This is a genomic window from Klenkia sp. PcliD-1-E (assembly GCF_024124375.1).
In the GTDB taxonomy this organism is placed as follows: Bacteria; Actinomycetota; Actinomycetes; order Mycobacteriales; family Geodermatophilaceae; genus Klenkia.
Map to the genome: position 1 here is coordinate 1 of NZ_JAMXRZ010000131.1, position 10,698 is coordinate 10,698.

Genomic DNA, 10,698 nt, shown 5'->3' on the forward strand with positions numbered 1-10,698 from the left:
GTGGGCGTGAGCGCGCCGGCCAGCGCGCCGGCCAGCCGGGCCCCGCTGGCCGCCTCGACGACGGCGGACATCCGGGCGGTGTCCAGCTGCAGCCCGCCGAGGCAGTCGGCCAGCCAGGCCGCCGCCGAGCCGACCGTGGCCAGCAGCGCCGAGAGCGTCGGCCATTCGCTGTGCCAGGCGCCGGCGGAGCGCTCGTGCTCCTGCTCCATGGCGGCGAACAGGGTGCCGACCAGGCCGGGGGCGCGGCGGGCGCAGGCGCGGGCGGAGATCGCGGCGACCGGGTTGCGCTTGTGCGGCATCGCGCTCGACCCACCCCGCCCCTCCCCCGACTCGGCGGCCTCGGCCACCTCGGTCTGGGCCAGCAGCACGACGTCGACGGCGACCGTCGCGACCACGCCCGCTGCGGCCCCGAGCGCGCCGGCGAGGTCGGCGACCGGCAGCCGCACGGTGAACCACGGGACGGGCGTGGTGGTGAGCCCCAGCTCGTCGGCCAGCGCGGCGCGGACGTCGACCCCGGAGCCGTCGCTGGCGGCCAGGGTGCCGACCGCGCCGCCGTACTGCACGGGCAGGGCGGCGTCGACCGCGGCCAGCCGTGCGCGGGCGCCCTCCAGGCCGGTCAGCCAGGTGGCGGCCTTGAGCCCGGCGGTGGTGGGCAGCGCCTGCTGCAGCAGGGTGCGGCCGATGGTGACGTCGTCCCGGTGGTCGGCGGCCAGCCGCGCAGCGGCCGCGGCGGCGGCCGCCAGGTCGGCGTCGACCGCGGCGAGCGCCCGGCGGGCCAGCAGCACCATGGCGGTGTCCACGACGTCCTGGCTGGTGGCGCCCACGTGCACCGCGCCGGCGGCGTGCGGGCCCACGGCGTCGGCCAGCACCCGGACCAGCGGCGGCACCGGGTCGCCGGCGTCGGCGGCACGGGCGACCACGGCGGCGACGTCCAGCGCGCCGGGCGCGCCGGCCACCCGGGTGACCTCCGCGGCCGCGGTCTCGCTGACCAGGCCGCAGCGGGCGGCGGCCCGGGCCAGTGCGGCCTCGACGTCGAGCATCGCCTGCAACCAGGCGTCGTCGGAGACCGCCGCGGCGGCACCCCCGCGGGCGAAGGTGCCGTCCCAGAGCCCGGTCATGGGGTCATCCTCACAGGGACCCTCAGACGGCGAAGAAGACGGTCTCGTCCTCGCCCTGCAGGTGGATGTCGAACCGGTAGCCGTCCTCGGTGCGCCGGGCGACCAGCGTGCGCCGACGGTCCTCCGGCAGCGCGGACAGCACCGGGTCGGTGGCGTTGGCCTCGGCCTCGTCGGCGAAGTAGACGCGGGTGACCACCCGGTCCAGCAGGCCGCGGGCGAAGACCGACACGTCGACGTGCGGGGCCTGCAGGCCGCCCGCGCCGTCGGGCACCGGGCCGGGCTTGAGGGTGCGCACGGCGAACTCCCCGCCGGGGGTGGCCGAGCGCCCGAAGCCGCGGAAGCCCGGGGTGGTGGCCGACCCGCGCGGGTCGTCGGGGTGGGCGAACCGGCCGTCGGGGTCGGCCTGCCAGGTCTCCACCATCGCGTCGGGGACGACATCGCCGGCGCCGTCGTGGACGGTGCCGCGCAGCCAGATCTCCCCCTCGGTGCCCGGCGCGACCGCGTCGGCGCCGTCCGGCCAGGTCAGGCCGATGGCCAGGTAGGGCCCCACGGTCGCGCTGGGCGTGGTGCGCAGCACGAAGGGCTCGTCCAGGAAGCCGGTGCCGCGGCGCGGGGTGCCCGGGCGGCGGTCGTTGGTCTCGTCGGCGTCGCGCACCAGCGGTGAGTCGTGCTGGGGGCCGGTCATGCGACATCTCCGTCGTCGTCGGTCTCGAAGGGGGTCTGGTCGGTGCCGCGCAGCACGATGTCCCAGGAGAAGGCCAGCGCCCAGTCCGGCTGGGTGCGGCCCAGGTCGAAACCGGCCACCGCGCGGTGCCGGGCGGCCGGCGGGATGGCGTTGTAGATGGGGTCCTGGCCGAACAGCGGGTCGTCGGGGAAGTACATCTGGGTGACCAGGCGCTGGGTGAAGGCCCGGCCGAACAGCGAGAAGTGGATGTGCGCCGGGCGCCACGCGTTGTGGTGGTTGCCCCACGGGTAGGCGCCGGGCTTGATCGTCGTGAACTCGTAGCGGCCCAGGGAGTCGGTGACCACCCGGCCCAGACCGTCGAAGTGCGGGTCCAGGGGGGCCGGCCAGTTGTCCACCACGTGGCGGTAGCGGCCGGCCGCGTTGGCCTGCCAGATCTCCAGCAGCGCGCCCGGCACGGGCCGGCCGCCGCTGTCGAGCACCCGGCCGAACACGATGATCCGCTGGCCCTGCGCCTCCCCGCCCGCGCGCAGCGTCAGGTCGGCGTCGCCGGGGGCCACCCGGTCCTCGCCCAGCACGGGGCCGGTGACCTCGGTGAGGCGGTGCGGCAGGTCGACCGGGGTGCGCAGCGGGGCGCGCAGGCCGGTGGAGCGGTAGCCGTCGAAGGCGACGGGGGTCCGCTGGCCCTCCCCCTCGCGGAGGTAGGTCGGCAGCACCAGCCGCGATGTGGTCCCCGATGTGGTCCCGGTCATGCCCCGGAACGTACGAGACGCCCGACGCGTCTGGCACCCTGACCTTCCCGCTGGGTGGAAAGGACGTCGAATGGCCGGAGGCAGCGCGTCGACGGGGCGGTCGGTGACCTCCCGGGCGCTGGGCGTGCTGGAGGCCTTCGACGCCGAGCACCCGAGGCTGACCCTGTCGGAGATCGCCGCCCGCAGCGGCACCCCGCTGACCACGACGCACCGGTTGCTGGCCGAGCTCGCCGGCTGGGGCGCGCTGGCCCGCCGGGTCGACGGCCGCTACGAGATCGGCCGCCGGCTGTGGGACCTGGGTCTGCTGGCCCCGGTGCAGGCCGAGCTGCGCCAGGTGGCCAGCCCCTTCCTGCTCGACGTGCACACCGCCACCCGCGACACGGTGCACCTGGCGGTGCGCGACGGCCTGCACGCCCTCTACGTCGACCGGGTCTCCGGCCGCGAGTCGGTGCCGGTGGTCAGCCAGGTCGGCAGCCGGCTGCCGCTGCACGCGGTCGGGGTGGGCAAGGTGCTGCTGGCCGCCGCGCCCGCCGAGGTGGTCGAGCAGGCCCTGCGGGCCCCCGAACGGCAGACCCGGCACACCGTGGTGGACCCGGTGCGGCTGGGCCGGGAGCTGACCGAGGTCCGCCGGTCGGGGTCGGCCCGGACGTCGGAGGAGATGTCGCTGGGCGCGGCGTCGGTCGCCGTCCCGGTGACCGTGGAGCTGGCCGACGGCCGGTCGGTGGTGGCCGCGGCCCTCGGCATCGTCGTCCCCACGCACCGGGCCGACCGCGACCTGACCCGGCTGGTCCCCGTGCTGCAGGTCGCCGCCCGCGGGATCGGCCGCGAGCTGGCCCGCACCGAGGAGTTCCGCTCAGCGGGAAGCTGACCTCGCCGCCGCGACGTCGCCGTGGTCACACTCGGGTCGTGCGTACTCAGGTGGGGATCATCGGGGCCGGACCGGCCGGGCTGCTGCTGTCGCGGCTCCTGCACGTGCAGGGCATCGACTCCGTGGTGCTGGAGAACCGGGACCGGGCCTACGTGGAGGCCCGCATCCGCGCCGGCATCCTGGAGAGCCACACGGTGCAGACCCTGCGCGACGTCGGCGTCGGGGACCGGCTGGACCGCGAGGGCCTGCACCACCACGGCATCCACCTGCAGATCCCCGGCGAGCGGGTGCACCTGGACTTCGAGGAGCTGTGCGGGCGCACGGTGTGGGTCTACGGGCAGACCGAGGTGGTCAAGGACCTCATCGCCACGCAGCTGGACGAGGGCCCGCCGCTGCTGTTCGAGGTGTCGGACGTGCAGCCGCACGACGTGGACACCGAATCCCCCCGGATCACCTTCACCGACGCCGACGGCGCGGCCCAGGAGCTGCACTGCGACGTCGTCGTGGGTGCCGACGGGTTCCACGGCGTCTCCCGGCCGCTGGTCACCGCGGCGACCGGCGGGAAGGTGTGGGAGCGGGTCTACCCCTTCTCCTGGCTGGGCATCCTGGCCGACGCCGCACCGGCGACGGACGACCTCGTCTACGCCTGGCACCCCGACGGGTTCGCGCTCTACTCGATGCGCTCGCCGAGCGTCTCCCGCCTGTACGTGCAGGTCGACCCCACGGAGAAGATCGAGGACTGGTCCGACGAGCGGATCTGGGACGCCCTGGACGAGCGGCTCGGCCTGCCCGGCTGGTCGGTCAACCGGGGTCCGATCACCGAGAAGTCGATCCTGCCGATGCGCTCGTTCGTCTCCACCCCGATGCGGCACGGCCGGCTGTTCCTGGCCGGCGACGCCGCGCACATCGTGCCCCCGACCGGCGCCAAGGGCCTCAACCTCGCGGTGGCCGACGTGACGCTGCTGGCCACCGCGCTGGTCCGGTTGCTGCAGGAGAAGGAGACCGACCTCGTCGACGCCTACTCCGACACCGCGCTGCGCCGGATCTGGCGGTGCACCCACTTCTCCTGGTGGATGACCTCGATGCTGCACACCGTGTCGGCGGCGCAGGGGGGCGACGAGTTCGACCAGCAGCTGCAGCTCTCCCAGCTGCGCCGGGTGTTCACCTCCGAGGCCGCCCAGCGCGAGCTCGCCGAGAACTACACCGGGCTGCCGATCGCGGGCTGAGCCCCCCGACCCGCACCGAGCACGGTCGCCAGCACACCGGCGACGGCGTAGCCGGCCAGCACCGCCACGGCCTGGCCGGCACCGGCTCCGTCGAAGTAGACGATGCCGCGGACCGCGCCCGTCCCCGCACCCGGCGGGAGCCACGGGCCGATCGCGGCCCAGAACGGCGGCAGCAGCGGCGCGGGGTAGGCACCCCCGGCGCTGGGGTTGCCCAGGACCACGAAGGCCAGGATGGCCAGCCCGATGCCGACCAGCCCGGTCCACACCTGCAGGGCGGCCGTGGCGGCGCCGACGGCGAAGACCAGCAGCGCCCCGAGGAGGGTCAGCGCCAGGGTGTGGCCGCCGTCGAGGGCGCCCAGGACCGGGCCGGCGATCAGCGCCCCGCCCAGGCCGCTGACCAGGGCGTAGACCGCCAGCGCCGCGAGCCGGGTGCCGGCCCGGCCGCGGGTGGCCGGCCGTGAACCGGCGCTGACCCCGATGATGGAGGCGACCAGGTAGCCGCCGACCACCCAGCCCACGGCCAGGTAGAACGCGGTGAGGCCGCGGGCGTCGCCGTCCCCGGCCCGGACCGCGTCGGTCGTGGTGAGGGTGCGCTGCTGAGCGGCGTCGGCCTGGCCGAGCACCTGCTCCAGCGCCGTGGCCACCGCCCCGCCCTCGGCGCCGGCCACCAGCAGGGTGTCCTGGCTGCCGCTGCCGACCAGCAGGACGCCGTCGACGTCGCGGTCGGCCAGCGCCTGCCGGGCGTCGCCCTCGCTGCCGTACGCGGTGGCCTCCAGCGGGCGGCCGGGCAACCCGTCGAGCTGGGCGACGACCTGGTCCGCGGCGTCCCCGGGCGCGACGACGGCCAGCGGGACCTCCCGGGGCACCGGGGCGTGGAAGGCCCCGACGTAGCTGAGCACGAAGCCCAGCTGCAGCAGCAGGACACCGACCACCAGGACGGCGGCGCGCCGGGTCACCCCGGGCAGCAGCTCCCGTCGCGGCGCCTCGTGCTGGCCATGCGTGCTCATCCTCGACTCCTCGATACCAGTGCGTATCCGATACCGATGAGTATGCTCGCCGTCGTGGCCGGGGCAAGGCAGGACGACGTGACGGTGCGCACCCGCCCGCGTCGGGAGCAGGTGCGGGCGCGGGTCCTCGAGGCGGCGCGGGGGGTCTTCGCCGAGCGCGGGTTCGCCGGGGCCAGCACCGACCTGGTCGCCGCGGCCGCGGGCTTCACCAAGGGCGCGGTCTACTCCAACTTCGGCAGCAAGGACGAGCTGTTCCTCGCACTGATGGCCGCCGAGGGCGCCGCCCGGGTCGCCGCCGTGGAGGAGGCGCTCGCCGCCACCGCGGACCTGCCCGGGGCCCTGGCCGCCGTCGGTGAGCAGCTGTCGCGGCCCGACGCGGCGTGGCAGCTGCTGTACCTGGAGTTCTGGCAGCGGGCGGTGCGCGACCCCGCCGTCCGCTCCGCCTTCGTGGCCTCCCGGCGCGAGCTGCGCTCCCGGGTCGCCGGTGCCGTGGAGCGGTTCCTGGCCGAGCACCCCGTGCAGACCGGGTGGGATGCGGGCAGGCTGACCGTCGTGATCCTGGCGCTCACCCACGGCCTGGCCCTGGAGTCGCTGCCCGACCCGGGAGCCGTGCCCGACGACGTGCTGCCCCGCGTGCTGGCCGACCTGCTGGACGCCGAGCCGTGAGGCGTGCGCTGCTGGTCGGGGTGGCCCTGCTGCTGGCCGGCTGCGGGGGCGGCGGGGACCAGGCAGCCGCACCGACCACGTCCTCGTCGGCCCCGTCGTCGGCACCGAGCTCCGACGCCACGCCCACCGCGGTCGGCGGCACCGCGCTCACGGTCGTGGTGGACCCCGACGGCACCGGGGAGTCGGTCGTCGTCGGCACCCTGAGCTGCGACCCCACCGGCGGGGACGTGCCCGACCCTGCGGCCGCCTGCGCGCAGGTCGCCGCGGTGGGCCCGGCCGGGTTCGCCGCGCCCGACCCCGGCGCGGTCTGCACCCAGCAGTACGACGGCCCGCAGACGGCCACGGTCAGCGGGACGGTCGCCGGGCAGCCGGTCGACGCCTCGTTCAGCCGCACCGACGGGTGCGCCATCAGCCGGTGGGATGCGCTGTCGGCGCTGCTGTCCACCACCCGGTGACCCGTGGGGCGGGTGTGACCAGAATTGGCACACTCTCCGCGACTACTCAGTCATGTTCGGTGACATCTGTCGGGGCGACGGACCGGGCCGTCACCTAGCGTCGAGGTCATGATGTCGACGCTGGTGATCATCGGTGGTGTGCTCCTGGCACTGGTCGGGCTGCTCGCGCTGATCGTCAAGCTCAGCGCCCGCCCGGCCACCCGCCGCGGCTCGACGACGTCCTCGCGCAGCGCCACCCGCACACCGGGCTGGGTGGTCGACTCGGGGCAGAAGCACCCCGACGCCTGGGAGCCGCTGTCCCAGACCAGCACCCAGATCCGCGCCCAGCGCTGACCGGCCCGCTCACCCCCGGCGGCGGGCCAGCTCCGCGTCCGCGGCCGACAGCAGCGCAGCCTGGAGCTCGCGCCCGCGCTGCAGGGTCGACCGGCTGAACTCGGCCTCCGGCGTCAGCAGGGGGACCGGTGTGCCGGTGCGCCGGCGGGCGGGCACGGTGTCCGCACCGTCCGGGACGAGGGCCAGCAGCCGGTCGTGCACCGTCACCCCGGTCGCCGCGCGGGCCCGCAGCAGCGCCAGCGAGCCGTCGTCCAGCCGCGGGACGGCGTCCGGCGCGTCCCCCGCCGCCGGGGCCGTGCGGGTGCGCAGGGCGTGCAGGTCCCCTCCGCCGAGGCCGTCGGCCGGCACCTCCGGGGCGCGCACGGGGACGTCGACGGGCTGCCCGCAGCGGGGGCAGGGGCCGTGCACCCGCCAGCCCGGCCCGGTCCCGGTCACCAGCGGGTCCACGGCGTAGGGCCACGGTGCCGGACCACCGGGGCACGGGTGCGGGGCCAGCAGCGCCAGGAGCAGGGCCTCGTCGGCGTCCCGGGCGGGGCGGGACCAGCGCAGCGCGACCCGGCGCGGCCAGGCCTGCGCCGAGGGCAGCAGGAGCAGCGGCCACGGTGCCCAGGCCACCGCAAGCGCGACGAAGGGCACCACCATCGTCGGGTCGGTGGGCTCGCCGTCCAGGAGCACGTACTTCGCCAGGAACAGGCCGGTCACGACGCAGGCGACGGTCAGCAGCCGGGCCGGGAAGAAGCCCTCGGAGTAGGACCCCAGGTGCAGCACCCGCTTGGTGCCGCGGTAGGACAGCGCGGACAGCAGGAACAGCACCCCGCAGAGCAGGACGCCCCCGACGAGCTTGCCGGCCAGGGGCCAGTCGTTGCCGGCGATGCCCACGGCGTACCGCACCGCGACGACGAGCAGGGCCAGCGGGACCAGGGCGAGCAGCACCGTTGCGAGCAGCACCGGCAGCGGCGGACGGACCCGCGCCAGGCCGCGCAGCACCGCCGCCGTCGTGGGACCGGTGCCCTCGGGCGGGCGGGCGGCGGCCAGCACCTTGCGGCTCTCCATCAGGGGCGGGCGGCGCGGGGCGGTCACGGGGCCGAGGTTGGCACACCCGTCCCGGGCCGACCCGGCGACGATAGGGTCGCGGCGATGTCCGTTCCCGCGGCCCCGGTGGAGCTGGTCCTGCCGATCGGCCACTCCCTCGGCCTGGCCGCCGACCGCGGCGCGGTGCAGGTGCGTCTGGGCGCCGACGTCGAGGAGCTGGACCTGGCCGAGTTCGCCGTCTGGTCGCTGGCCCACGGCGACCCGGCGGGCGGGGACGCCCCCTGGGGCGCGGCCGGGGTCCTGGCCGCCGCCGAGCAGGCCGGCCTCGCCGGGGCCGAGGGCCACCTGGCGTCGCTGGCCGGGCGCGGTCTGCTGGCCCGGGTCGAACCCGGCGGCCCGTCGGCGCGGGACCTCGCCGACCGGGTGCGGCTGATGCCGCTGACCACCGGCCTGGGCAACACCGCCCGGTCACCCCTGGTCCACCGGATGGGCACCACCGACCACCTGCTCGCGGTCGGGAGCTCCACCACCTACGACCTGTTCGCGTGGGCGCACCTGGAGACCAGCCTGTGGCGGGCGTGCACGGCCGCCGCGACGATCGCGGCCCGGGCCGGGGCCACCGACCCCGGCCTGGTCGAGCCGGCCGAGCTGCTGACCGGCCTGCTCACCGCGCTGCACCCGCTGCTGGCCACCGGCGCCGTCTGCCTGGACACCTGGGGGGTCGCGGCGTGACGCTCCTGCTGCGGGTCGGCCACGCCCTGGGTCCTTTCCACCCGGCCCCCGGCGCCCCCGCCCGGCACCACGTGGTGCGGGTGGGCTGGGGGACCCCGAAGCTGCAGGGCGAGGTGGAGCGCACCACCTGGGAGCTGGCGCTGGGCGCACCCGGCGACGCGCTGGACCCGCAGGTGGTCGATGCCCTGGTCGGGCGCGGCCTGCTGGTGCGGGTCGAGGACACCCCCGGGGCGCGGCGGACCTTCGCCCGGGCACACCGGGTGCAGCCCCTGGGCCTGGGCACGCTGGCGGGCGAGGACGGCGCCCGCGTCGTCGGCACCTGGGTCTCGCCCACCGCGACCCTGGACCCCGAGGCCTTCGACATCTGGGCGTGGGCGCACCTGTTCCCCGACCTCGCCGCGGCCGCGGCCGGGCTCGCCGGCGCCTCCGCCGTCCCCGGGGACGACGCGGACGCCGTCCTGGAGCGGCTGGTGACCCGGCTGCCCGAGCTGCTGGCCGCCGGGGTGCTCTACCTCGACGTGCCCCGCGACGCCGGGGCCCCGGGGTGAGGGTCGTCCCGCTCGGCCGCCGGCTCACCGTGGTCGACCTGTCCCCCGCCGGCGGTCCCGACCCGCGGGCGGCGCGGGGGTTCGTGCAGCTGGACGGCGCGCAGGTGGAGCTGGACGGCCCGGCCACCCACCTGTGGGAGGCGGCCCGGCGGTCGGGTGACCCCGCCGACGCGGAAGCCCTCGTCCGGCGCTGGGGCCTGGACGAGGCCGACACCCGGGCCGGCTGGGCGCGGCTGCGCCGCCTGGGCGCCCTCGCCGAGCTCGAGGACACCCCCGACGGCCGGCGCGCCTGGGCCGCCGCGCACACCCTGCACCCGCTGCAGCCGGGCCTCGGCGAGGTCGAGGGCCGGCCCGGGCTGCACCAGGTCGGCCTGCCCGGCCACCCGGTCGTGGAGCTGTCCCGGCCGCTGCGCGACGTGTGGGCGTGGGGTCCGCTGTTCGCCGACCTGTGGACGTCGGTGACCTGGCACGCCGCCGGCCACCGCGACGCCGGCGTCGACGAACCGCAGGTCGGCGACCCCGACCTGCTGCTGGCCGACCTCGTCGCCTCGCTGCCGGCGCTGCTGTCGGCCACCGCGGCCTACGTCGACACCGCGGTGGGTCGGCCGTGACCGTCGTCCTGCCCGTGGGCTTCCGGTTGGGGCCGGAGACCCTGCCCGTGCCGGTCGCCGGGTCGGTGCGGTTGGGCTGGGTCCGGCACGCCCTGGACGACGACGAGGCCCGGGTGTGGGACCTGGCGCACGGCCTGGCCGGGGACGACCCGTTGTGCGGGTCCGACCAGCTGCTGGCCCGTGCCGCCGCGGTCGGGGTGGCCGAGCCGGACGCCGTCGTGGCCGCGCTGGTCGACCGGTCGCTGCTGGTGCCCGTGCCGTCCGCCGGCGACGACCGGGAGGCCGTGGCCCGCCGCTTCGTGGCCCGACCGCTGCTGGTGGGCATCGGCGCGGGTCAGGACCCGTCCACCCGCGCCCTCGGGCTCCCGGGCTGGCCGGTGCTGGAGCTGCCCCGGGCCACCGCGCTCCGCTGGGAGGGCACGGGTGCGGCGGCTGACCTGTGGGAGGCCGCCGAGCTGGCCGCCGGCGGGCCGGGCGCCCCCGGGGCCGTGCGGGCCGCGCTCGCCGACGTGCTCGGTGACCTGCCGGTGCTGATCAGCCACCACTGCGGCTACCTGGACCTCGCCGACCCCCGGGGCTGAGCGGACGGCTCAGCGGCGGGCCAGCACCTGCCGCAGCCGGCCCAGCAGGTCGGGGACCGGGCGCAGCCGCAGCGCCGCGGTGGCCGC

The 10,698-nt window shown here is 77.0% G+C and carries 14 protein-coding genes; 9 read left to right on the forward strand and 5 right to left on the reverse strand.

The annotated features are described in order from the left end of the window. The 3 genes from NH342_RS19450 to pcaH form a co-directional block, all read right to left on the reverse strand. A partial coding sequence (locus tag NH342_RS19450) for a lyase family protein (protein ID WP_253017403.1) occupies positions 1 to 1,118 on the reverse strand: 1,118 nt, incomplete at its 3' end. Between the two features lie 22 nt (positions 1,119 to 1,140). After that, on the reverse strand, positions 1,141 to 1,803 hold the full coding sequence (gene pcaG / locus NH342_RS19455; protein WP_253017404.1) for a protocatechuate 3,4-dioxygenase subunit alpha: 663 nt from the start codon (positions 1,801 to 1,803) through the stop codon (positions 1,141 to 1,143). Next, the gene (gene pcaH, locus NH342_RS19460; protein WP_253017405.1) at positions 1,800 to 2,552 is read right to left on the reverse strand and encodes a protocatechuate 3,4-dioxygenase subunit beta; all 753 of its coding nucleotides are present in this window, start codon (positions 2,550 to 2,552) and stop codon (positions 1,800 to 1,802) included. The genes pcaG and pcaH overlap by 4 nt, the downstream gene beginning before the upstream one ends. A gap of 70 nt (positions 2,553 to 2,622) precedes the next feature. Here pcaH and NH342_RS19465 point away from each other — a divergent pair, with 70 nt between their 5' ends. Further along, positions 2,623 to 3,420 (forward strand): IclR family transcriptional regulator, encoded by a 798-nt coding sequence (locus NH342_RS19465; protein WP_253017413.1) that lies wholly within the window; start codon positions 2,623 to 2,625, stop codon positions 3,418 to 3,420. Between the two features lie 38 nt (positions 3,421 to 3,458). After that, positions 3,459 to 4,646: a 4-hydroxybenzoate 3-monooxygenase gene (locus NH342_RS19470; protein WP_253017415.1), complete on the forward strand. Its 1,188-nt coding sequence runs from the start codon at positions 3,459 to 3,461 to the stop codon at positions 4,644 to 4,646. Here the strand turns inward: NH342_RS19470 and NH342_RS19475 are convergent. Then, positions 4,619 to 5,653: a DUF3533 domain-containing protein gene (locus NH342_RS19475; RefSeq protein WP_253017417.1), complete on the reverse strand. Its 1,035-nt coding sequence runs from the start codon at positions 5,651 to 5,653 to the stop codon at positions 4,619 to 4,621. The genes NH342_RS19470 and NH342_RS19475 overlap by 28 nt on opposite strands. Before the next feature lie 36 nt (positions 5,654 to 5,689). On the opposite strand from NH342_RS19475, the gene NH342_RS19480 reads away from it, so the two are divergent. The 3 genes from NH342_RS19480 to NH342_RS19490 all read left to right on the forward strand — a co-directional run bounded on the left by NH342_RS19480 (position 5,690) and on the right by NH342_RS19490 (position 7,107). Next, entirely contained in the window at positions 5,690 to 6,319 is a 630-nt protein-coding gene (locus NH342_RS19480) for a TetR/AcrR family transcriptional regulator (protein WP_253017419.1), read from the forward strand. Beyond that, positions 6,316 to 6,774, forward strand: a complete 459-nt coding sequence (locus NH342_RS19485; protein WP_253017421.1) for an SSI family serine proteinase inhibitor — start codon at positions 6,316 to 6,318, stop codon at positions 6,772 to 6,774. The genes NH342_RS19480 and NH342_RS19485 overlap by 4 nt, the downstream gene beginning before the upstream one ends. A gap of 108 nt (positions 6,775 to 6,882) precedes the next feature. After that, on the forward strand, positions 6,883 to 7,107 hold the full coding sequence (locus NH342_RS19490) for a hypothetical protein (RefSeq protein WP_253017423.1): 225 nt from the start codon (positions 6,883 to 6,885) through the stop codon (positions 7,105 to 7,107). 9 nt (positions 7,108 to 7,116) lie between these two features. Here NH342_RS19490 and NH342_RS19495 read toward each other — a convergent pair whose 3' ends face one another. Continuing rightward, the gene (locus NH342_RS19495) at positions 7,117 to 8,187 is read right to left on the reverse strand and encodes a hypothetical protein (RefSeq protein ID WP_253017425.1); all 1,071 of its coding nucleotides are present in this window, start codon (positions 8,185 to 8,187) and stop codon (positions 7,117 to 7,119) included. Between the two features lie 57 nt (positions 8,188 to 8,244). Between NH342_RS19495 and NH342_RS19500 the strand changes: the two genes are divergently transcribed. The 4 genes from NH342_RS19500 to NH342_RS19515 are packed head-to-tail and all read left to right on the forward strand — an operon-like array spanning position 8,245 to position 10,611. Continuing rightward, complete coding sequence (locus NH342_RS19500) at positions 8,245 to 8,871, forward strand: hypothetical protein (protein WP_253017427.1); 627 nt, start codon at positions 8,245 to 8,247, stop codon at positions 8,869 to 8,871. Then, entirely contained in the window at positions 8,868 to 9,419 is a 552-nt protein-coding gene (locus NH342_RS19505; protein WP_253017429.1) for a hypothetical protein, read from the forward strand. The genes NH342_RS19500 and NH342_RS19505 overlap by 4 nt, the downstream gene beginning before the upstream one ends. Then, on the forward strand, positions 9,416 to 10,030 hold the full coding sequence (locus NH342_RS19510; RefSeq protein ID WP_253017431.1) for a hypothetical protein: 615 nt from the start codon (positions 9,416 to 9,418) through the stop codon (positions 10,028 to 10,030). Before NH342_RS19505 ends, NH342_RS19510 begins: the two co-directional genes overlap by 4 nt. Continuing rightward, complete coding sequence (locus NH342_RS19515; protein ID WP_253017433.1) at positions 10,027 to 10,611, forward strand: hypothetical protein; 585 nt, start codon at positions 10,027 to 10,029, stop codon at positions 10,609 to 10,611. The genes NH342_RS19510 and NH342_RS19515 overlap by 4 nt, the downstream gene beginning before the upstream one ends. The last annotated feature ends 87 nt before the right edge of the window (positions 10,612 to 10,698 follow it).

What these genes read in the sequence shown, in the direction of transcription:
- pcaG (WP_253017404.1), bottom strand. Translation starts at nt 1,803, where the DNA reads ATGACCGGCCCCCAGCACGACTCACCGCTGGTGCGCGACGCCGACGAG.
- pcaH (WP_253017405.1), bottom strand. Translation starts at nt 2,552, where the DNA reads ATGACCGGGACCACATCGGGGACCACATCGCGGCTGGTGCTGCCGACC.
- NH342_RS19465 (WP_253017413.1), top strand. Translation starts at nt 2,623, where the DNA reads ATGGCCGGAGGCAGCGCGTCGACGGGGCGGTCGGTGACCTCCCGGGCG.
- NH342_RS19475 (WP_253017417.1), bottom strand. Translation starts at nt 5,653, where the DNA reads ATGAGCACGCATGGCCAGCACGAGGCGCCGCGACGGGAGCTGCTGCCC.
- NH342_RS19480 (WP_253017419.1), top strand. Translation starts at nt 5,690, where the DNA reads ATGAGTATGCTCGCCGTCGTGGCCGGGGCAAGGCAGGACGACGTGACG.
- NH342_RS19490 (WP_253017423.1), top strand. Translation starts at nt 6,883, where the DNA reads ATGATGTCGACGCTGGTGATCATCGGTGGTGTGCTCCTGGCACTGGTC.
- NH342_RS19500 (WP_253017427.1), top strand. Translation starts at nt 8,245, where the DNA reads ATGTCCGTTCCCGCGGCCCCGGTGGAGCTGGTCCTGCCGATCGGCCAC.